General features: G+C 41.2%; 24 protein-coding genes. 11 read left to right on the top strand and 13 right to left on the bottom strand.

Translation table 11 applies throughout. The features are described 5' to 3' along the window. Window positions 1–23 precede the first annotated feature (23 nt). Complete coding sequence (locus CDG76_RS12685; RefSeq protein WP_190240829.1) at window positions 24–752, bottom strand: DUF305 domain-containing protein; 729 nt, start codon at window positions 750–752, stop codon at window positions 24–26. A gap of 460 nt (window positions 753–1,212) precedes the next feature. Between CDG76_RS12685 and CDG76_RS12690 the strand changes: the two genes are divergently transcribed. Then, entirely contained in the window at window positions 1,213–1,527 is a 315-nt protein-coding gene (locus CDG76_RS12690; RefSeq protein WP_094349346.1) for a hypothetical protein, read from the top strand. A gap of 244 nt (window positions 1,528–1,771) precedes the next feature. On the opposite strand, the gene CDG76_RS12695 is transcribed toward CDG76_RS12690, so the two are convergent. Both CDG76_RS12695 and hisD read right to left on the bottom strand, forming a co-directional pair. Beyond that, window positions 1,772–2,881, bottom strand: coding sequence for a sensor histidine kinase (locus CDG76_RS12695; RefSeq protein WP_094349347.1), 1,110 nt, complete (start codon window positions 2,879–2,881; stop codon window positions 1,772–1,774). 710 nt (window positions 2,882–3,591) lie between these two features. Further along, window positions 3,592–4,878: a histidinol dehydrogenase gene (gene hisD / locus CDG76_RS12705; RefSeq protein ID WP_094349348.1), complete on the bottom strand. Its 1,287-nt coding sequence runs from the start codon at window positions 4,876–4,878 to the stop codon at window positions 3,592–3,594. A gap of 139 nt (window positions 4,879–5,017) precedes the next feature. Here hisD and CDG76_RS12710 point away from each other — a divergent pair, with 139 nt between their 5' ends. Next, window positions 5,018–5,806, top strand: a complete 789-nt coding sequence (locus CDG76_RS12710) for a hypothetical protein (protein WP_094349349.1) — start codon at window positions 5,018–5,020, stop codon at window positions 5,804–5,806. A 164-nt stretch (window positions 5,807–5,970) separates the two neighbouring features. After that, window positions 5,971–6,666, top strand: a complete 696-nt coding sequence (locus tag CDG76_RS12715; RefSeq protein WP_094349350.1) for a pentapeptide repeat-containing protein — start codon at window positions 5,971–5,973, stop codon at window positions 6,664–6,666. 99 nt (window positions 6,667–6,765) lie between these two features. Here CDG76_RS12715 and CDG76_RS12720 read toward each other — a convergent pair whose 3' ends face one another. Then, on the bottom strand, window positions 6,766–7,284 hold the full coding sequence (locus CDG76_RS12720; protein WP_094349351.1) for a hypothetical protein: 519 nt from the start codon (window positions 7,282–7,284) through the stop codon (window positions 6,766–6,768). A 49-nt stretch (window positions 7,285–7,333) separates the two neighbouring features. Further along, window positions 7,334–7,546, bottom strand: coding sequence for a hypothetical protein (locus CDG76_RS12725; protein WP_094349352.1), 213 nt, complete (start codon window positions 7,544–7,546; stop codon window positions 7,334–7,336). A 570-nt stretch (window positions 7,547–8,116) separates the two neighbouring features. Between CDG76_RS12725 and urtE the strand changes: the two genes are divergently transcribed. Then, window positions 8,117–8,815, top strand: coding sequence for an urea ABC transporter ATP-binding subunit UrtE (gene urtE, locus CDG76_RS12735; protein WP_094349354.1), 699 nt, complete (start codon window positions 8,117–8,119; stop codon window positions 8,813–8,815). On the opposite strand, the gene CDG76_RS12740 is transcribed toward urtE, so the two are convergent. From CDG76_RS12740 to CDG76_RS36120, 3 genes are all read right to left on the bottom strand, one after another. Further along, complete coding sequence (locus CDG76_RS12740) at window positions 8,778–9,518, bottom strand: hypothetical protein (RefSeq protein ID WP_094349355.1); 741 nt, start codon at window positions 9,516–9,518, stop codon at window positions 8,778–8,780. The two genes, urtE and CDG76_RS12740, sit on opposite strands and share 38 nt — an antisense overlap. 8 nt (window positions 9,519–9,526) lie before the next feature. Continuing rightward, the gene (locus CDG76_RS12745) at window positions 9,527–9,748 is read right to left on the bottom strand and encodes a cytochrome P450 (protein WP_094349356.1); all 222 of its coding nucleotides are present in this window, start codon (window positions 9,746–9,748) and stop codon (window positions 9,527–9,529) included. A 263-nt stretch (window positions 9,749–10,011) separates the two neighbouring features. Beyond that, window positions 10,012–10,128 carry a cytochrome P450 gene (locus CDG76_RS36120; RefSeq protein ID WP_223265223.1) on the bottom strand — a complete coding sequence of 39 codons (117 nt, stop codon included), beginning with the start codon at window positions 10,126–10,128 and terminating at the stop codon, window positions 10,012–10,014. Between the two features lie 141 nt (window positions 10,129–10,269). Here CDG76_RS36120 and CDG76_RS12750 point away from each other — a divergent pair, with 141 nt between their 5' ends. Together CDG76_RS12750 and CDG76_RS12755 are read left to right on the top strand one after the other, a co-directional pair. Continuing rightward, window positions 10,270–10,875: a DedA family protein gene (locus CDG76_RS12750; protein ID WP_094349357.1), complete on the top strand. Its 606-nt coding sequence runs from the start codon at window positions 10,270–10,272 to the stop codon at window positions 10,873–10,875. Between the two features lie 108 nt (window positions 10,876–10,983). After that, entirely contained in the window at window positions 10,984–11,514 is a 531-nt protein-coding gene (locus CDG76_RS12755) for a hypothetical protein (protein WP_190240830.1), read from the top strand. Here CDG76_RS12755 and CDG76_RS12760 read toward each other — a convergent pair. Then, window positions 11,511–12,068 carry a hypothetical protein gene (locus CDG76_RS12760; protein WP_094349358.1) on the bottom strand — a complete coding sequence of 186 codons (558 nt, stop codon included), beginning with the start codon at window positions 12,066–12,068 and terminating at the stop codon, window positions 11,511–11,513. The two genes, CDG76_RS12755 and CDG76_RS12760, sit on opposite strands and share 4 nt — an antisense overlap. Before the next feature lie 73 nt (window positions 12,069–12,141). Here CDG76_RS12760 and CDG76_RS38280 point away from each other — a divergent pair, with 73 nt between their 5' ends. The 5 genes from CDG76_RS38280 (at window position 12,142) to CDG76_RS12785 (ending at window position 18,144) form a co-directional block, all read left to right on the top strand. Beyond that, window positions 12,142–12,522 carry a hypothetical protein gene (locus CDG76_RS38280; RefSeq protein WP_094349359.1) on the top strand — a complete coding sequence of 127 codons (381 nt, stop codon included), beginning with the start codon at window positions 12,142–12,144 and terminating at the stop codon, window positions 12,520–12,522. Between the two features lie 238 nt (window positions 12,523–12,760). Beyond that, entirely contained in the window at window positions 12,761–14,386 is a 1,626-nt protein-coding gene (locus CDG76_RS12770) for an ATP-binding protein (protein WP_094349360.1), read from the top strand. After that, window positions 14,379–16,340: a WD40 repeat domain-containing protein gene (locus CDG76_RS12775; protein WP_094349361.1), complete on the top strand. Its 1,962-nt coding sequence runs from the start codon at window positions 14,379–14,381 to the stop codon at window positions 16,338–16,340. Before CDG76_RS12770 ends, CDG76_RS12775 begins: the two co-directional genes overlap by 8 nt. Window positions 16,341–16,345: 5 nt before the next feature. Continuing rightward, on the top strand, window positions 16,346–17,407 hold the full coding sequence (locus CDG76_RS12780) for an AAA family ATPase (protein ID WP_094349362.1): 1,062 nt from the start codon (window positions 16,346–16,348) through the stop codon (window positions 17,405–17,407). 515 nt (window positions 17,408–17,922) lie between these two features. Next, entirely contained in the window at window positions 17,923–18,144 is a 222-nt protein-coding gene (locus tag CDG76_RS12785) for a ferredoxin-thioredoxin reductase variable chain (RefSeq protein WP_190240834.1), read from the top strand. Window positions 18,145–18,149: 5 nt separating this feature from the next. On the opposite strand, the gene CDG76_RS12790 is transcribed toward CDG76_RS12785, so the two are convergent. From CDG76_RS12790 to CDG76_RS12805, 4 genes are all read right to left on the bottom strand, one after another. After that, window positions 18,150–18,371, bottom strand: a complete 222-nt coding sequence (locus CDG76_RS12790; RefSeq protein ID WP_094349364.1) for a hypothetical protein — start codon at window positions 18,369–18,371, stop codon at window positions 18,150–18,152. A gap of 122 nt (window positions 18,372–18,493) precedes the next feature. Further along, window positions 18,494–19,285 carry a YdcF family protein gene (locus CDG76_RS12795; protein WP_094349365.1) on the bottom strand — a complete coding sequence of 264 codons (792 nt, stop codon included), beginning with the start codon at window positions 19,283–19,285 and terminating at the stop codon, window positions 18,494–18,496. 98 nt (window positions 19,286–19,383) lie between these two features. Beyond that, a complete protein-coding gene (locus tag CDG76_RS12800) occupies window positions 19,384–19,890 on the bottom strand; it encodes a hypothetical protein (RefSeq protein ID WP_094349366.1) in 507 nt (168 codons plus the stop codon). A gap of 109 nt (window positions 19,891–19,999) precedes the next feature. After that, window positions 20,000–21,529 carry a bifunctional aminoglycoside phosphotransferase/ATP-binding protein gene (locus tag CDG76_RS12805; RefSeq protein WP_094349367.1) on the bottom strand — a complete coding sequence of 510 codons (1,530 nt, stop codon included), beginning with the start codon at window positions 21,527–21,529 and terminating at the stop codon, window positions 20,000–20,002. Window positions 21,530–21,596 lie beyond the last annotated feature (67 nt).

The following is a 21,596-nucleotide window of genomic DNA, read 5'->3' on the forward strand; positions in this document are numbered from 1 at the left end:
AGGGAAGCAGTACAGGACTAGACTCACTGGTTATACCAAGTTTTTCGCCACTGTTTCATTTGGTTAATTTCTGCTTGCTGTGAATCAATAATACTTTGAGCCAATTTCTTGATTTCAGGACGCTTAGACTTACTCACTGCATCTTGAGCCATCGTAATTGCACTTTCATGATGGGGAATCATTGCATTTATGAACCGCAAGTCAAAGTCAGCATCGGCGGCTCCTAAGTCCATATTCATCATCATGCCTTGCATTTGTTGGTGAGGCATTGGGACTGTTTTACCTGTTTTCGCATCATAAGCCACCGGGGTACTACTTGCAGAGGGATACCAAGCTGTGCGCCACTGTTTCAACTGGGCAATTTCTTTGTCTTGAGAAGAGATAATTTCCGAAGCCAGCTTTTTGATTTCAGGACGTTTTGATTTCTCCTGTGCAACATTCGCCATCTCCACTGCTCCTTGATGGTGCGGAATCATCGCATCAATAAAGCGCAAATCATAATTAGCGTCGGCTGAACCTAAATCCATTGCCATGTTATGGTTCATCATCTCCGCACTATGATTCATCATGCTACCATCGTGATTCATCGGTTGCTTGTCGCTAGTATCAGTAGCAGTGGTAGTAGGGTTTGATGCTTGGTTTTGGTTTTGGGAAGTAGTTGTAGAACAGGCTGTTAACAAGCCGCTGGGAACAGAGGCGATCGCTACTAAGGTCAATGACAAAAAGCTGTTTTTTAGAGTAGAAAGTTGCATACTGATTATCTAAATGTTTACTGATTTCATTTTAAACTCTCCAGTCAACTAGAGAGTTAACCCTTTAAGTGATTTATTTTTTGCTCAGGTAATAAAATCACCCAAGTAACTGGTTGCTTACAATGCAACTATCGTACTTACTACAGAGTTTGACAGATGAAGATGAAATCAGGATGAAATTAAAGGTTGCTGCCCTAGCTACAAGGAATTAGAACACTGTAGTACATTACTACAGTGTTCTAAGCTGTCGCGCATTTAAATTTGATAATTTAGCGCCTGAAAGCGTTTCGTGTCTTAGATTGCCTTGTAAAACTAGATGACGAACAGCTTAATCCTTTTGTGACACCTCGCTTTAGTTTGCCTAGTTAGCGCCAGAGTTCATAATGTGAGAAATAATTATGTTATGGAAGTAACGTATTTAAAATAATTTACCTTTGTAATATCTATAAGGAAATCTAATATGATAAAGCTTAAATTATTGATTGGAGGAATAGTATTCATCCCGCTAGTCGCAGTCTTATGTGACTTTGGTTTCAGAAGATTTTGGTTTTCAGAACGCTCAGACTATCAAACATTAGTCAAAAAACCAGAACAACTCAGTGCCAGCGCGGTGAGCAATCAGCATAGTTTGGCATCTAATAAAGCCATTGTTGCACAAGTAAACAGCGACATCTTTACAGTCCCTAATGAGTTTCAGGGAAAACTCATTCAGCAGGCACAGCTGAGTAAACCAGACAAAGTTATTGCACTGACTTTTGATGATGGCCAAATTTAGATAGGGGGTTTTATCACCAATAATCTTAGTAAGTTTGTGAAACAATGACAGCAAAAATTTACTTTTTTTTTGACATCTACTTTTGTGGTAATAATATTTATGACTTGCTTTTTTGGGTATTGGTAAATATGTAGTGATAATAGAGATTTAGTAAGTAAAATTATTTATTTTTAGCTTTGGATAAAAAGACTAGAAAATAGTTGGAGTTTACATAAGTGAACGCAGCGAAAACGGAGCTAGAGGATTATGTAGTGGGGAGAGGGGAGGCTAAGGGTAAATCAATTGAGAACACACATCCTTGATGGGGGACATCGCGAACTGAGAGTATACCCTTGTTTAGCGACACGGCGCGTCGTGAAATTGTCAGCCCAATCCCCAATCCAGATTTATCTGTTCCCATCTGAGAAAAAGCCTTAAAGAGTTCTTCCGCCTCACCAGGCGGGAGTCCTCCACATTGATCCTCTATTTCAAGCAAAACACGCCCACCTACAGCCTTACTGCGTATCCATACAATCCCACCCTGCTTGGTGAACTTAATGGCATTTTGAACCAGATTCGATAGAGCAGATATTATTAGGTGACGATCTATTAAAACCTCCAATTCCGGCGCTACCTCTACACGCACCTCAATTGATTTCGCACTTGCTTCAAACCATGCAGTAGCCTCAACTTCACTGACTAGGTGAATAACTCGACATCTCTGATATTGTCCGGTTGATTCGTTCCGCAGTCGCACCTCAACTAGTGAACGATCAATAATGTCTCTCATACGCCTATGGGCATTTTCAAGAAGACGAGATGTACTTCCACTGGTTGCGACTTTCCCTGTGATTATAAGTTGGGAAGCTAAACTAGCAGAGGTCAACGCATTTCGCAACTCATGTGCTAGAAATCCAAGACGTAGAACCTCATCCCGCTCTGCATTTTCACGCTGACCTCGATTAAACTCTGTAACCGCTTCAGCGATAGCAATATCGAGGCAGAAATTTAATCGATTGAATTCACGAGGGGATGCTGTTTCACTACTATTCTCCTGAATATACTGAGTGATAGCTTGACAAAGAGCGCCGTAGCCATGAACAACCTGAGAAATGCTGTAGCCAAGTTTTAACGACTCTTTCCCCCGGCGCTCTGCGGAGGCTCTGTGAACACTTTCTATAGAATTGTTATGTGCTTCCCCAGATTCATCTGTATCAGCATCAGCACGTAATACCTCAATGAGTTCATCGTAGAACACAGGTAATCCTTTTTCCATTTCGTCGCTCGAACTCATGGAATCGGCAAGACGCGCGATCTTTTTTGAACACAAGGCGAGAATTTCGTCACGTTCTGCTAAGAGAAATTCATGTAACATTATGAATGTTCTTAATTTTAGACTTATTCTACCATCAGGAGATCGTTAGAACAGCGATTGCCCAAGGGGCAGTGGCAGAGCCAATCGCACCCACCCCGATCCACCCCAGAACAATTTCCCATCCTCTCGCCGAGGCTAAGTATTTAACCTACATTCCGCACGTCATTTTATAGTATAAAAAGCGTGTTTCATTAAGGAGTATTAACTGGATATAGAAATTAGGCTTGAATTTTGATAGCTATACTAAGCCTCTAGGCTTTGTTAACCAAGCTTTGGATTAATCTCGATTTTCAGAAATCAAATACTAGTACAACACGGCGGAAATAAACCACCCATTCCAAATCAATGAAATGCTTATGCTGTATTCATTTTTAATTTTTAATTTTTAATTTTTAATTCCGCCTTGCTGTACTAATCTTATACTCTTGTCAGACGAATTTGGATGGATGTTATCGGGAACTCTGTAATAATTTTACTGTTGCAATTGAACGTCGCGATCGCAAGAAAAAATTTATAACTCGTTGGGGAAGCTGGAATAGAGGGGGTATGGAAGTTCAAAAACGCGATGCACTCTATTTTATTCGAGAACCTTTTAATCAATGTCAAATGTAGATGCTCCCTCCTGCTCTTAGGCAAGACGCGATGAATCGCCGTCTCTACAATAATTAGTCTTTTGTCTTGACGGCAATTTATTGCGTCTTGGTGATGATTTATGATTCTTGCAAGCGTACAGATACACTACCTGCATGGGCTGGCAAACCTTCTGCCTCTGCTAAGGTGACGGCTGCTTTACCTATTGTCTGTAATGCTTGTTTGTCACATTCTAAATAAGTAATTCGTTTGAGAAAGTCGTAGACACTCAAACCAGAGGCAAAGCGGGCAGAACGGGCAGTTGGCAGTACATGGTTGGGGCCTCCTAAATAATCGCCAATCGCTTCTGGAGTATAGCGTCCTAAAAACACGCTGCCGGCACACTTAATTTGATTGGCCAGGAGTTGCGGGTTGTCCACACACAATTCCACGTGTTCTGGAGCTAGTTGATTAAGCAGTGGTATACTCTCGGCTAAATCGCTAACCAGAATTACGGCTGCATAATTTTGCCAACTTGCACTGGCAACTTTTCTGGTGGGTAAATCGGTGAGAATTTTCTCAACAGCCTTGATTACTTGTTGCGCGAAGATTTCGGAATCAGTAATTAAAATTGACTGGGCACTAGGATCGTGTTCTGCTTGCGATAGTAAATCCCAGGCAATCCAATCTGGGTTGTTCTGGCTGTCGGCTACCACTAAAATTTCTGAAGGGCCAGCGATGCTATCAATGCCAACAGTGCCAAAGACTTGACGCTTGGCTTCAGCAACATAAGCATTACCAGGGCCAACAATTTTATCTACCGGAGCAATGCTTTCTGTACCATAAGCTAATGCTGCGATCGCTTGCGCCCCACCAATGCCATATATTTCTGTCACACCAGCAACTTGAGCAGCAGCCAATACGACAGGATTAATCTCACCGCCAGGCATCGGTACTGTCATGACAATTCTTTCAACACCAGCAATTTTCGCTGGTAAGGCATTCATCAACAAAGAACTCGGATAGCTAGCCCGTCCCCCTGGTACATAAATTCCCACTTGCGACAGCGCTACCCAATTCAATCCTAGTTTCACCCCGACTGCATCGGTGTAGCCAATATCTTGCGGTAGTTGTTTTTGATGGAAAGCCACAATCCTTTCAGCAGCAAATTCCAGCGCCGCCAAGACATCGGCAGGACATTGTGCCGCCTGTTCGGCAATAAAGGTTTCGCTAAAATGCAAAGACTGGAGATTGTTGCGATCAAAGCGGCTAGTATAGTCCTTGACTGCGGCATCACCACGCACTTTGACATCAGCTAGAATCTCGCGTACTGTCCCACTAACATCAACTGTAACTTCCCGGCGATCGCTTACAAGGGTTTTGAATTTGACAGAAAAATCTTTGTCGGTAGTTTGAAGTAGCTGCATGGACAGTATCTTAAAAGCAGTGAGGTCAATAATTAGTTTAACTCCTGATTAACTTGCTCGATATGACAGTGGCTTATATGCATCACTCTTTTCAGATGTAAGCTGAAAGAAAGCACAAAAGATTATGAGTTAACATCCTATGCAGCAGTCCACAAGAGGCAATTACCGGGATCTTTGGCGGCAGCTTGTTACTTTGGCTGCAATCTTTGGTGCTTTTGTTATCAACGTAGTATCGAACATTTTTCCGCTCAATGGACTTAGCATCGGGGAAATTTCCAATACTTTGTTTAAAAATGTCCTGATTATCCCTGCCAATTACGCCTTTGTTATCTGGGGGCTGATTTACCTTGGGTTGTTTGCTTTTGGGGTATACCAAGTTCTACCTAATCAACGACATGAGCCTGATTTACGTAAGACAGGTTATCTGTTGGTGATTGCCTGTATTGCTCAAAGCATCTGGGTATATCTATTTTTGTCTCGGCTTTTTGCTCTTTCTATAATTGCAATGCTCTTGATTCTGTTGCCCCTGATTGCTATCTATGTGCAGTTAGAAATTGGCAAATCGCGTGTACCTCGGCTGAAAAAATGGTGTATTCACTTTCCAATTAGTATTTATCTAGGCTGGATTAGCGTGGCGACCATTGTCAATGTAGCGTGTGCCTTGGATTTTCACAGGTGGAACGGTTGGGGGATTTCTGCTGTAATCTGGACTCTCATCATGGTATTGATAGCAACAGCAGTTGCAGCAGTTATAGTTATCCAGCGTCGAGATATCGCTTATACAGGAGTAACAGTCTGGGCATTAGTAGCGATCGCACTCAAGCATTTTGATAACTCAATCCTCAGAAATACCGTATTTATTTTGGCAATTGTCCTAGTTTTAACCGCAACGATTAACAGCTTACGCACCCAACAAGAACATATTTAAGTGTGATGACATACCCGCCCAGCGTCTTTCAAGAGAGAACTTTTTGCAAGCGTTCGTTAAGCACGCATAATAATGGTCGGTTGTTACACACACCAGTCTGATTGTTATTAGCCAGAATAGATAGTTAGAGCCGTAATCGTCTGAAAAGACCAAAATTTATAGCAATGAAAAATATTATCTCAATTGGTTGGAATAACTGGTTAAAACGGCATAAAGAATCTGTTTTATTATTTGACTCAATTGCTGCCGCTAATGAGATTGCCCTGATGCTTAACGGCCAATGGGATGGCTGCAATGGTGTAATCGTGGCTTCTAGTGATGAGGTAGCTGTTAACACTGCTGCCAAATTATTACAAGCTACATGGTGTTATCAAGGCGCATCAAAAGCTGTTTTAGACAGAGTAACAACGAATGAAATTTTACGCCGTTATGCAATCGGAGAAAGAAATTTTGTTAATGCTAATTTGAGGTGTGCAGTACTTGCATCAGTGAAGCTGAGTGAAATTAACCTAAGTTATGCCTCCTTGAATTGGGCAAACTTAAGTCAAGCCAATTTAACTAAAGCTGATTTAACAGCAGCAGACCTCAGTCAAGCTAATTTAACTAGAGCCGACTTGAGTAAAGCATACCTAATGAGGGCAAACCTAAGCGAGGCAGACTTGCAACAAGCTTCACTTCAGGGGGCTAACCTAAGTAGTGCTAACTTAAGTGAAGTCAACCTCACTGGTGCAGATTTAACAGGAGCTAATCTGTCACTAGCAGACCTAAGAGGGGCAAAGTTTCACTTGTGCAATTTGAGTGGGGCTAACCTAACAAATGCCAAGTTAATTGAAAGTGACTTAGCTTTTGCTCAACAATGAGCGATCGCCGGACTTCCAGTATTACCTCTAGTAGTCTGTCAAGAACTAATTGACGGATAAATTCCTTGTAGAGACGGCGATTTATCGCGTCTCTCTAACCTAGTCAGTTCCACCCCAAGTCCAGGTAAGATTGCCATTCTTTAAACTATTTTTTAGCACTACTAGGGGATAATCATTAGCATCATAGCCACCAGCCAAATCTAAGATGAAGTAAACTTTACCTTTAACAAAGTGCATCCGTAAATAATTAATCTTTCCAGAGTAGTCTTGCCCATCAACCTTAGTCATTCCAGCAGAAGCAAAGCATCTAGCATATTTTGGCTTGAGTGTCCCAACCCATGTAACACTAAAGCTATTACTGCCTTGAACAGAGATATTACTGGCATAAGCGCTCAGGTTAATAGAGCCATCTGTTGCAAAACTGCCTTCTTGATAAGGGCGGGGTTTTTCAGTAACAATTACCTTGTCTGGACAGCTTTGTTTTTGCTCGTTTTCACTATAAACTTTTAGCTCAATTTTTTGTGATTGATTTTGTGCTTGGACGCACCAGTTGGACAACAGAGGCAGTAAACCAATACTTGTGCCTATAATCAAAATCAAAGGTCTAAATGAAATCATACTTATATCCGAACAAATACTAAATTGAATTGAGTTAGCGCCAAAAACCTTAAATTGTGTAGTTGTGTAGGTTGGGTTGAGGAACGGTGGAGAGGCTTGAGTTATAAGCTTCCAACTTGTCTTGCGTTGTTTTGATGACGGCTGCAAAGGAGTCAATTGTAACCCCATTGCCAAAGTCTAAGGTGGGACTGATCGATTTCAAAGCCGCAATCCGACGCTGCGCTCTATCAATTACTTTAGACCCGCGTTTTGGACGTGACATAAATCACTTTCCTGTTATTAATAATGCGCCAGGATAAAAACTGACTTCTAACCTAGACTGTACAGCACTAGGATAGACAAAATTAGGGTTAATTGACACCCGCGTTATTCAGTATATATTAACTTATTTATCACAAATATATCGAATGGCTTTATGTAAATTCTTGTAGGTTGATCGAATTCAATTAACGACTGCCCGAATTCAATTAACGACTGCACAAAAAATGCAAGGCATCACCAATAGTGGCAACCTGAATGCTGGGAACGGCAAAGACACAATCGTTGGCAAGGGTATCGGCGGTCAAGGCAATTAAGTAATTTAAAAGGTCAGGATAATCAGGAAAATCCTTAAAGAAACTAAGGGTTTTCCTAATGGGACTTTTTGTATTCAAAATAATCTTATACAAGATTGCCACACTTAATCTTCATAAACCTTCTACTTAGTTGCATTCGCAATCAGGTATCATAAGAGGTTAACCAGACTCTTAATACATTGTGGTTAATTATTTTTGAACAGAGCGATCGCCAGTTAAAAACTTAACATCAAAACTAAACAGTTAAAAATTCTTTTATGCTAAAAATTTCTAACCTTAACGTTTATTACGGCGAAAGCCATATTCTCCGCGATGTAGATTTGAGCGTACCATCGGGGCAAATGGTTTGTCTAATTGGACGTAATGGTGTCGGAAAAACTACCTTACTCAAAACTATCATGGGTTTACTCAAACCCCGTAGCGGTACTATTAATTTAGCTGAAGAATTAATCAACTCCAAATCTCCAGACCAAAGGGCAAAGTTGGGAATTGGTTATGTCCCCCAAGGACGAGAGATTATCCCTCGGTTGACAGTTAAAGAAAATCTACTGCTGGGATTGGAAGCTAGACGCAAACCAGTAAAAAAAGCAGAAATTTCAGAGGAAGTTTTTAGTTTATTTCCGGTGTTAAAAACCATGCTTTCGCGGATGGGTGGTGATTTAAGCGGAGGACAGCAGCAACAATTAGCGATCGCACGTGCTTTAATGGGAGAACCTCAATTACTCGTCTTAGATGAACCCACCGAAGGTATTCAACCCTCCATCATCCTAGAAATTGAAGCCGCAGTCCGTCGCATCGTCGAAACCACAGGCATTTCGGTGTTATTAGTAGAGCAACATTTACACTTTGTCCGTCAGGCAGATTACTATTACGCCATGCAAAAAGGTGGTATTGTCGCCTCCGGTTCCACCACCGAACTTAGCCAAGATGTGATTCAGCGCTTTTTAGCTGTTTAATTTTTGATATTTCTATATCAATTGTGTCAGCAGCAATCAAGTCTGCCGCTTCTTGTAAAAGCTCATGTTGTTCTTTTTGAATTGCTGTCAAACGACTAGAAATTTCTGCCAATCGTTGTTGTTTATTTGGTTGAAAACTTTCAGGTAGTAAAGTAGGCAGGTTCTCAGTTGCTTTAGCACCTGTGATTCTTTGAACAGCAAAACTCCCAATTTTAGTTAAGGATAGAAAGCTAACTTTAATCAAAGCCTGAAGCAATTTTAACGGAACTTTGAGTATTGACCAACTAGCTGTTTCAATTAAACGGACAATTGCTTTGATGATGCTCCAAATTAGAGCAAGTGCAAACAACAAAATTACTACGCTAATAATTGGGTGATTAGCTCCCCAACCTAGTATTTGAACTAACCTAAAAAATATTGGGTGTTGTGTCAGCCAATCACTTGCAGAAGATGCCATTGCATCTTTAACTGCGCCCGATGTTGTACTCTTAAATTTATCAGCAGTTTGCCAAGTTTGTTCTAAGCTTGTCGTAACTGTATCAATTGCTTTATCAGTTGTTGTAGTGGCTGTTGTCTTCAAAGACTCACCAGCTTGTTGTGCTGAGTTACTTAGAGAGTTAACGCTTCCGCCCACAAAATCTTTCACATTTTGCAAGCGTTGTAAAACTCCGTTAGGTAAATGTATGTTTATTTGGGATGTCATAAAACATTTCACTGAGGTTGAAATCTAACCCGCAACCCATCTTTAGGGCGATTAGTGGGAACCACAACTTCCTCTAAACTTTGATTGGGTAATATCTCCCAATGATAATTGCGTAGAAGATGAGCAGCAACAATTTTCATTTCCATTTTGGCAAAGGCTAGACCAATACAGCAATACGCTTGGCTTTGTGAAAAATTGTAGGTTGGGTGAAGCAAAGCGCAACCCAACAAAGCTATGAAAATGTTGGGTTACTCTTCTCCTGTCGGAGACGCTACGCGAACGAGAAGCCCCTTCTCTACGAGACGCTCCGCGAACGGGTCTACGTTCCTCAAACGCCACTTGCATCTCCCTTGGCGCTAGCCTCTCCCAAAGGGAGAAGGGGAGACGCTGCGCGTAGCTTGCTTAAGAGCAGGGGTACAAGTCGGGAAACCGCAAGGGCGCAGTGGCTCCCCAACCTACACAACTTAAGGTTTTTGACGCTAAACCAAGCGTATTAACCAATACAGATGCGTGGCCCACCGCCAAAACCAACTAAACTAAAAGGATACTTTTTATGTTCTTGGCGCTGGGGACTGAAATGGTCTGCTTCAAATATCTTTGTCTCTTGCACTCATAGCCCAAAACCTGTCATCTGTCCTTATATTTCCTAAGATTACATAATAAATTTACAGAAATTTAATATTACTTTTTATTCAATAAAATTGCTGAACGTTAAGATGTTGTGGATCTATTGTTGAAAAGTAAAAATTTTATGCATCTGGATTTACCACAACTGATTAAATCACTCGGTTATTTTGGGGTCTGGGCGATTGTATTTGCTGAATCTGGCTTGTTAATTGGTTTTTTTCTGCCTGGGGATAGCTTATTGTTCACCGCTGGATTTGTTGCATCTCAGAATTTATTGAACATTTGGGTTCTGATAATTGGTGCTTTTATTTGTGCGGTCTTAGGTGACAATGTTGGCTATGTGACTGGGCATAAATTTGGCAGAAGACTATTTAATAAGGAAGATTCATGGCTGTTTCATAAAAAACATCTTGTGAAAACTCAAAACTTTTATCACCAGCACGGTAAAAAAACGATTGTTTTAGCACGCTTTTTACCCATTGTACGGACTTTCGCGCCCATCGTGGCTGGGATTGGTGCAATGCATTATCGCACATTTATGTCTTACAACTTAATTGGTGGCTTTCTTTGGACATTCGGCATTACCCTGTTAGGGTTTTTCTTAGGAAAATCTCTACCACCTGAACAGGTAGATAAGTATTTGTTACCGATTATTGGATTAATTATAGTTATTTCTTTAGTACCATCGATTATTCATTTGGTACAAGAAAATAGAGCAAACAAAAGTTGAAATATTTTTCGGATTTTGTGTAGAGATTAAGTATATTTATTTACTGTAATAGCAAAAATACTACTTGAGCAAAATGACACAAAAACATCAGAGGTTGATAATACTCTTATGACTTCCTTAAACATCAACCTCTATCTGTTCCTAGAAAATCTCCTCTTTTTCCTTATTGCCACACTTTTTATTGTGGTTGTGAACTGGGGGTGGAAAAATACAAAGCCTTATACTCTACCTTTACCATTTCCCGGTTGGTATAAAATCTGGTTTGGCTCGGTGCAACTGCTGGCAGTAGTGCCGCCATTAGTGGTTATGCTATTGTGGGGTGTATGGTGGGGCGATCGCACGGTGTTAGCTGTGCTTGCTTGGTATTTTATCGTCTTAGGGTTGCAAATCATCTCTGAAAGAGTGACGCTTAGGCAGTTGCAAAATGTTGTCTGGGTGATGGTTCCTTATATATATCTCCCTTACCGCTTTTGGCAGTTGTATGAGGGTTTGACACTTTTGGATTCTACAAGCGAGTTGCAGTGGGTACGATATTTATTGATTTTTGAATTGGTGATGTGGATTGTTAACTACGCCATTGATGTATCTCAGTTGCCGCGGCTGTTTCGTTGGGAAGTACAATCAAATGACGCTAGCTAGGGATTAACCGCAGAATTAGCCATTTTTACTAAAGAAGTGCGATCGCCAGCTTTCAATCCAAAAACATATTGCACACCCTGTTGTCTCCAAGTCAAGGTAGCATCTGAGCAACCAGCACCACAAGTAAAATCTACAAAATAACCAGTAATGCCCTTAGCTAAGGATACACGTTTCCCAGTCAGGCTGGGTGTTTTGCGGGTTATGGCTTCAGCAGAAACAACGCCTAAACGACAGGCAGAAGCACCATTACAGTCTGGACTATAAGCCAGTAAAATATCATACTTTTTTTGCGTAGCAGCTTCTATAGTTGCGTAAATTGGATTTTCGCCATCCGACTCAGGAATAAACTTCGGTAAAAGAATCCGAATTTGAGTTTTTTTCTTTAATTTAGGCAGAATAGATTTAAAAACTGGGTTTACCTGAGTTTTAATCTGCTGCGCTATCAATTGGGACTGATTGTTTATATTGGCTATGGCTGACTTGTGAAAGCTGCTGACACTGACTAATAAAAATACGGCACACACAGCACTAGTATTTCTAAAGCTTAAAATCATCTTTGAAAACCTATTCGATCGAAAGTACTTATTTGTAATACCCAGTTTTAGTATAAAAATACGCATTTAACAGATGAAGCGATTGCTGGGAATAAGAAATACAAAATTAATCAGTCATAACGGCATATATGGCAGCTTCACTCATTTCTGGGAGACGTTCATAATCCTTACTGAGGCGAAGGTAGTAGTTATACAGAAATATTCTAATGTTGATGAGAAATATTCCAGCATTGATAAGGAATATTCTAATGTTGATGAGGAATATTACAATGTTCCTTATAAATGTTGTAATGTTGATGAGAAATATTCCAGCATTGATAAGGAATATTCTAATGTTGATGAGGAATATTACAATGTTCCTTATAAATGTTGTAATGTTGATGAGGAATATTGCAATGTTGACAAGAACTACTTGTACATTGAGAGTGACGGAGAAAAAAGTGGCGATCGCTAATGAGTTAATCTAGGTTAGCGATCGCAGTACAAGCAACTCCATATCACATATTGGACTATTTTGCAAAATTTGTTTCTCTCTGTGTTTACAAGGAGAATGTTTTTAAACGCAGAGGAAAGCAAAGGTTGGCGCAGAGGTTTAATGGAGGGGAGTTTTTTGTTGCAAGGTTGGGAAATTATGTATTAGGTAAATATGCGATAAGGTAAGGGTATTATAATCTGCTCTTGTTATAGGAAAGATGAATATTGACCCTGTATCTGTAGTTAATGCTATTAAAGCTGTTGCACCTGCTACTGTTTCTTTTGGTATACAACAGGCTCAACGTAATGAATATATTATTAAAATTTTAAAAAGCCTAAACCTCGACTCAATACAGTCTCCTAAAGATTTTGAAGGGGTTTATGTTTATGCTTTGGTAGAGTATGGCGTATTTAAAGCTGATTATATACTCAATTTTTTTAGAAATAAAGAGATTAAAAAAGCTTTTGTCAAGGCTTTTGCAGTAAAGGCGTTGGCTATTAATAATGAGGAATGGAATACATTAAAGGATGAGGCACAAAAAGCAAAAATAGATTTAGCTGAGGTTCAGGAATTTCATCAAGTTTTTGTCAGTGTGGCAAAGCGTTCTATCAATCCTGGAGAAGTTATAACTAATGTACAACTTCAAGAACGCCTGAATAAATCTCCGCAATCTCTAGAACAGTCGCTTTATCCAGATGAGTTTAAGGCACTAATCGAAGAAAAAACTAAGGTATTTTGCGGTAGGAAATTTGTATTTGATGAATTTGATGATTTCCTCAAAAGGCATCGTAAAGGTTATTTTACCGTAATTGGGGATGCGGGGATGGGGAAAAGTGCGATCGCTGCCCAATCTGTCTTAAAATACAAAGCTATCTGCTACTTTAATATTCGGGCAGAAGGTCGCAACACACCAGACCAATTTTTACAAAGTATTCGTCAACAACTGATTAATCGTTATCAGTTAGAGAATGCAGAGAATGATAATTTACCTACTTTGCTGACGAAAGTAAATGAAAAGCTGGCAACTGGTGAACCCTTAGTAATTGTGGTTGATGCACTCGATGAAGTTGAACAACCAGGCTCAGGAAATCTTTTAGATTTACCTAAGAATCTGCCAACAAGAATATATTTTCTGCTAACTAGGCGACGCTATACCCAAAATGAAAAGCGCTTGTTGACTGAAGAAGTTCCAGAGCAGCAGTTGGATTTAACAGCAAATGATTATGAAATCTGGAATCGAAAAGATGTGAAAGAGTACATTAGTACATTTATTAATGATGAGCCAGAGCATCATGGGTTGAAAGCTTGGATTCAAAAACACAACATTCAGCCACCATATTTTATTGAGCAGGTAGCACAAAAAAGTGAAAATAATTTCATGTACCTCTATTATGTTTTACCCAGTATTTCTAGAGGAGATTATCAAGACTTAAGTTTAGAAGAATTACCTGAGAAACTTCAGGGTTATTATGAGCAGCATTGGAAGCAGATGCAAATGCATACTCCAGACAAGTGGACAAATGCAATTATCCTCTGTGTATTGGTTGAGGTAGGTAAACCCATTTCTTGTGAATCCATTGCTCGCATAACTGGTCGAGATGAATATGATGTTTTGGAGCTTTTGAATAAGTGGCTGGAATTCTTGAGAAAACAAAAACAAAATCAGGAAGACTACTATTCAATTTATCACCAAAGTTTTGCAGATTTTCTCCGCAACCAACCTAGTCTAAAAAGAGAGAAAAAGAACAATAATATTGATTGGCAAGAAGTTCAACGTCTGATTTCCGACTCTAATGACCAATTGTGGGCAAGCCTAAAATCAGGTGAAGACGAAAATGAGTAGTTTTGCTAAGAAATTTGCCCAGTTATCCTTAAGCGACCAGCGAACTATCCTCATTGACCCTCGTGTTAAAGCCAAGATAGGAAAGTGGAAACCCTTTTATAAAAGACTGACTGATTTTAATTTTATCGCTGCTAAAATCAATCATTCTGATTTTGGTGTGCAGTCATTAATTGAGGATTATGATTTAATTAATGATTCAGAACTGTTAAACAAGCCAGAATACAATGCAGAGCAAGTCAAAACGCTAAAGTTGATTCAAGGAGGGTTGCGATTATCAGCGCATATCTTAGTAAAAGATAAAAAGCAACTGGCAGGGCAATTGTGGGGGCGAATGCAGCACTTTGATGTACCGGAAATTCAAGCAATGCTCAAAGTAGCAAAGCAGCAGCAAGTTTTACCTTGGTTGCGTCCCTTAACATCTAACTTAATTTCCCCCGGTGGAAGTTTACTTCTTACCCTCTCAGGTCATAGCCACTCGGTAAGTGCAGTAGCCCTCACCCCCGACGGCAAGAAAGTGATTTCTGCTTCATTTGACAACACACTCAAACTTTGGAATCTGGAAACTGGGGAGGATGAACGGAATTTCAAAGGTCATAACGATAGGGTAACAGCACTAGCCCTCACCCCCGATGGCAAGAAAGTGATTTCTGCTTTAGCTGACAACACACTCAAACTTTGGAATCTGGAAACTGGGAAAGATGAGCGGACTTTCAAAGGTCATAACAATAGGGTAACAGCACTAGCCCTCACCCCCGATGGCAAGAAAGTGATTTCTGCTTTAGCTGACAACACACTCAAACTTTGGAATCTGGAAACTGGGAAAGATGAGCGGACTTTCAAAGGTCATAGGGACTCGGTAACAGCACTAGCCCTCACCCCTGATGGCAAGAAAGTGATTTCTGCTTCCTCTGACAACACGCTCAAACTTTGGAATCTGGAAACTGGGGAGGATGAGCGGACTTTCAAAGGTCATAGCCACTCGGTAACAGCACTAGCCCTCACCCCCGATGGCAAGAAAGTGATTTCTGCTTTATTTGACAACACACTCAAACTTTGGAATCTGGAAACTGGGGAGGATGAGCGGACTTTCCAAGGTCATAGCGACTGGGTAATAGCACTAGCCCTCACCCCCGATGGCAAGAAAGTTATTTCTGCTTCATTTGACAAGACACTCAAAATTTGGAATCTGGAAACTGGGAAGGATGAGCGGGCTTTCAAAGGTCATAGCGGCTCGGTAACAGCACTAGCCCTCACCCCTGATGGCAAGAAAGTGATTTCTGCTTCCTCTGACAACACGCTCAAACTTTGGAATCTGGAAACTGGGGAGGATGAGCGGACTTTCAAAGGTCATAGCGACTTTGTAACAGCACTAGCTCTCACCCCCGATGGCAAGAAAGTGATTTCTGCTTCATTTGACAACACACTCAAACTTTGGAATCTGGAAACTGGGGAGGATGAGCGGACTTTCAAAAGTCATAGCGACTTGGTAAGAGCAGTAACCCTCACCTCTGATGGCAAGAAAGTGATTTTTGCTTCCTCTGACAACACACTCAAACTTTGGAATCTGGAAACTGGGGAGGATGAGCGGGCTTTCAAAGGTCATAGCAACTGGGTGAGGGCTACTGCACTTACCCCCGATGGCAAGAAAGTGATTTTTGCTTCCTCTGACAACATACTCAAACTTTGGAATCTGGAAACTGGGGAGGATGAGCGGACTTTCCAAGGTCATAGCGACTCGGTAAGAGCAGTAGCCCTCACCCCCGATGGCAAGCAGGTGATTTCTGCTTCCTCTGACAGCACACTCAAACTCTGGAATCTGGAAACTGGGGAAGAAATTGCCACTTTTACAGGAGAAGCTCCATTTGAGTGCTGCGCTGTTGCAGAAGATGGGGTGACAATTGTCGCAGGGGAGTCATCAGGGAGAGTGCATTTTTTGCGGTTGGAGAATGTTTAAAAAGTATGAACACTTCACCTCGACCGCCAACGCCAATCAATTCCCCCTCTTACCCAACAGAGTTTCAACAAGTCATTCTCAAAAAAAGTCAAAACTTTGTTGGTCGCATCTTTGTCTTTACCGCAATATTCAACTTTATCCAGCGTTGCGATCGCGGTTACTTTACCATAATTGGCGCACCCGGTAGCGGCAAAAGTGCCATCCTCGCCAAATACGTCACAGAAAATCCCCAAGTTCTCTATTACAACGCCCAACTCCCAGGCAAAAATCGCGCTGAGGAATTTATTACTAGTATCTCTACACAAATTGAGACAGAAAATTTTACGTCTCTACATTCCCTGCTTCAGCAAGTCAGCGATAAACTAGAACCCCAGCAAAAGTTTATTATTGCTATCGATGCCTTAGATGCTGTTAACCACACTGACCAAACAAAAGGCTCAAATCTCTTTTATCTTCCCAGATATCTGCCGCGTGGCGTTTATTTCCTTCTTACCCGCCGCCCATACCTGCGAAAACAATCCGGTTTGTTGATAGAAACACCTTTTCAAATTCTTGACTTAGCAGCATACCCACAAGAAAACCACGAAGATATCCAATCATACATTCGACAATATGTCAACAGTGACGAAGAACTCACAGCACAGCTAACCGCCAAAAGCGAAAACAACTTCATGTACACTTCGGCATACTTCGACTGCGCTCAGTACAAGAAGCTCAGTGACCATCTCAGTCAGATATTACCTGCTATCTCTAAGGAGGTTGACCGACTTACCCCTGATTTAGAGGCGTATTATCAGCAGCATTTCCACAAGATGATTCCCCCTAATTCGCCAAGCCAAGAAAGGGAATTTAAATCATCTGTGCTGAATGTATTAGTGCAATTTTCATCAGTCGTATCCGCAGAAAGCATTGCTAGTACAATTGATGCTGATGAATACGATGTTGAAGAAGTTCTGGAAAATTGGCGTGAGTTTTTAACACTCCAGGAAATTGATGGAGAAATCCACTACAGTCTTTATCATTCCAGCTTCCAAGATTTCTTAAGCAAGCAAGTAAATTTTGCTTAGACTCTATAGCGCTTCGGTATTGAGTCAAATAAAGACCTAACCCCCAACCCCTTCCCTATAAGGGAAGGGGAGTAAGATTCAAAGCCTCTCGCCTCTTAGGAGAGAGGTTTGGAGAGAGGTCAAAGTCTATTGCATACAAAGGAGCGATCGCAATCACCAAGCATCTGCCATACACTAAAATTCGTGAGAGAGTTGACCTGGGGAACATCCTAGAGTCAAGATAAAAGGGTTGGATATCTTGTCAAAGTACTAAGCACATCCGATATCGCCTGATTTTCTTTCATTTCCCTGCTTTTGGGTTAAAGAGAAAGGCTATGGGCGATACTTATTAACGTGGCAAAAAACTTAAAAAAGTACGCGCGGATTGCTAAGACGTGCCTGGACGCAGAGGGTTAAGCCGTTGCACCCCGATGAAGCGTCAAGAAATAGCTGATTAAATCAAATTCTAAGCGGTTTAATCATATATTTTGTAGCAGATACTTGTGGAAAAGAAAATGCTAGATGTAAATGTTGTTATGAAAGTTGGCGATCGCGTCCGCGTTAAAGATTCGGTAGTGGTGTATCATCATCCTGAACATCGGAATCAGCCTTTTGACATCAAAGGCACAGAAGGCGATGTAGTAGCTATTGCCACCCAATGGCGAGACAGACCAGTAAGCGCTAATCTGCCGATTGTAGTCCAGTTTAGTAAAAAGTTTAAAGCCCACTTGCGTGAAAATGAGCTAGAAGTCATCTAAATCATTTATCGGCGGCGAAACCACTGAAAAATATTCAGTTCGCCGCGCATTCTTTTAAGGTCTTGGCGGTTTTGTTCTGCTGTGGTATAATACCAATCACAATAACGCTGAAACTCCGATCGCGACCGAACTTCGTGGTAAAACTGATGGGTTGTTTGGTAAGAGGCAAAAGCTTCCTCAACTTCAGGTTGAGCAACTGGAATAATATAAGGTAAATTTTTTGACATAAAATTCAGAGTAGTAGAGAGGCGATCGATCGCGTCTGTTTTGAATTCAGGTAATTACCGCACTTCTTAATTAATAACTCATAATTCATAACTCATAACTTTCTAACAACTCCTAACTTTAATTAAAGCCAACCGCGTAAGCGATAAACTAAAGAACCAATATACTCTTTTAAAGCGATGGTAAATTGGTGTAAGTTGTCAGTATCAGGTAATAAATTTAGTATAGCGGCTTTGGGAGTACTACCGAGTTCTTGCAACTCACCCTCACTAACTAAAAAGTCAGTGGGTGCAGGAATAGCATTGATTCCTTGACGCTGGAAAATCTGAAGCGATCGCGGTATATGCATTGCCGAAGTTACTAATAATACTTGATTTATCCCACGAGATAACAAGATTTTGCGGACATTTACAGCATTTTGATAAGTATTGAGTGAGTCAGGTTCTTGAACAATCGCCTCAGCTGGAATACCAATAGATGTGAGTATTGTGGCCATATCTGCCGATTCTGGCGAACCACTTCCACGCCAATCAATGCGCCCGCCGCTCAGAATGATTATAGGCGCTTTTTTCTGGCGATAGAGTTGTGCGGCATAAATGACGCGATCGCCTGCTTCACTTAAATCGACGGTAGGTCTGGGAGGAAAAGCTGATTTTGTTGCGCCACCCAAAACCACAATCGCTTCTGCATTAGGTATTTGGGCGAGTGGAAGATTTTGCCATTCTAGCGATCGCACTAATGATTTAGCGATCCAAGCATTGCTACAAAATAGCAATAAAGTTAGGGAAAAAGCAATTGCGATCGCAGCAGTCCGCGGTCGTCTCCACAAAGTAACTAATGCTACTACCAAGCTTACACAGGCTAATCCTAGTGGATAAAAAAATAGCGGCAGTAATTTGGATAGATATAAAAACATATTATTAGGGCATGGGGCAGGGGAGCAGGGGAGCAGGGGAGCAGTTGCAGTAAGTCTTTCCCTCTGCCCCTCTGCGCTTGTGCGCTATTCCCAAATTACTACCTTTCCCAAAACTTGAAATTGAAACTACTTCCAGGAGCGCGACGGTAACGGCGACCGGCTTTTCTGATTTGCCGTTTGTTGATCCTTTCATTCGTTGGTTCAACTTCAACCTCTTCTGATTCTTCAACTTGCAACTGAGTTCTAGTTTCTTCCTTACTTCCCCACCAAGCAGTAATCCAGCCTCCAGCTAAAGCGCCTAATCCACCTAGCAAGATACTCATGGGTGCTGGATAGCCCAAATATACAAAACCCAGCATGAAAAATAACCAGTATTTCAATCCTGTATCGACACCATCAGATGAGGCGACAGCTGGAGCTTGGGGGCTATTATCGGTTAAATTTGCGATCCAGCTTAAGATGAAACCGCCCATGATTCCTAAGAAGATGCTTAGGGCTGGTGCGGAGCCAGTCATGATTAATATAAATGTTAAAAATGCTCCAAATAATAGTTGAGAAAAGAAGCTGGGAGAAATACTGAAAAAGTCGTTCTTTTTGTCTGCCATAAAATAAAAAACTTATTTAACTAATTACTAACTCGTAATTCGTAATTGAATAAAAAATTACGAATTACGAACTTGTACTGAGCGTAGCCGAAGTATTACGAATTACGAATTATTTTAATTGTGCCTGTTGTGGCTGAGTTGTATCCCAAATCTTTACATAAGGTTGTTCCTCTTCAGTGAAAGGTTCAGCTTGTTTGATTTGTGAGGCTAATAAATCGGCGGTGGCATCAGCAATATCACCAGTGCGATTGTTCAAACGCTCCTTTAGAACTTCCAGGGGTGCTGTGCATTGGATAATCTGAAGGGGAAGTTGATGTTTTGTAGCTTGTGCGATCGCTTCTTGCCGTAACTGCTGTTTATCATACTTGGCATCTAAAATTACCGAGAAACCTTGTTTAGCCAGTATAATTCCCAATTCTAACAGCCGTGTGTAAGTTTTCTCGGTCATCTCAGGTGTATACAAATCATCGCCACCCCGTTCCCACAACGGAATTCCCCCTAAATGCTTCCGCACCGCATCAGAACGCAGGTGAATCGCTCCCAGTTGACGCGCTAAAGACCTTGCTGTGGTACTTTTACCAGAACCCGACAACCCCGACATCAAAATTAGTTGTCCCAGCTTTGGTTTAGTATAGTCCCAAGCCTGTTTGTAATAGTCAGCAGCCGTTTTTGTCGCTTCTTCCTTCACCGTCGCGGGTACGCTTGGATCGTCTAGCAAAAATGATGTCACCTTAGCTCTGACATAAGCCTGACGACTTAAATATAAGGGCAACACCTGTAAACCTTCCCAGTCTCCAGTTTGCTCTATATAGGAATTCAAAAACGCATTACCCAAGTCTTTGCGCTGACGAGCTTCTAAATCCATCACCGTAAATGCCACATCGTACATCACATCGACAAAGCGGAACGGCTCATTAAATTCAATGCAATCGAACAACAAGATTTTATCGTGCCACAGAGCAATATTTCTCAGGTGTAAGTCTCCGTGACATTCACGAATATAATCGTTGTGAATTCTGCTAGCAAATAATTCTGGACGTTCAGCAAAAAATTTATCTGTATATTGCTGTGTTTCTGTAAATTGCGCCTGAGTCTGGGGGCCACCAATATACTTCTCAGTTTGCTGATAATTCTCATCAAAGGCAGCCCGGACATTTGGCACTTCACCAAAAGTGCGAATGTAATCATTCGTCTGTGCTTCGGCATGATATTGAGCCACCACCCTTCCCAACTCCTCTAGGTGTGTCTCATTTAACTTACCTTCTTCAAAAAGTGTGCTTAATAGCGACTCTTGAGGAAACTGGCGCATTTTCAGCACATATTCTACAGCCTCGCTCGCTCCCCCTAACTGGTATTGCTCCCCTACCAAAGTTATGGGCAAAACTTCTAAATACAGTTCACCAGCACCCCGCTGATTTAACCGTAACTCTTCCTGACAAAAATGCTGCCGCTTATCTAAGGTGGAAAAGTCCAAAAAGCCAAAATTCACAGGTTTTTTCAGTTTATAAGCGTAATCTCCAGTCAACAGCACATAAGAAATGTGAGTTTGAATTAGTTGAATGGGTTCTGTTACCTTATGGGGATAAAATCTCGGCTGCAACATTTGCTGAATTAAAGCTGGAAGAGTCGCTTCTGTCATCTCTGTCCTCTGCGCTCTCTGCGCCTCTGCGGTTCAAATACAAAAAAACCAGGAGTTCCCCCCTGGT

Origin of the sequence: Nostoc sp. 'Peltigera membranacea cyanobiont' 210A (assembly GCF_002246015.1) — a bacterium.
Taxonomy (GTDB): domain Bacteria; phylum Cyanobacteriota; class Cyanobacteriia; order Cyanobacteriales; family Nostocaceae; genus Nostoc.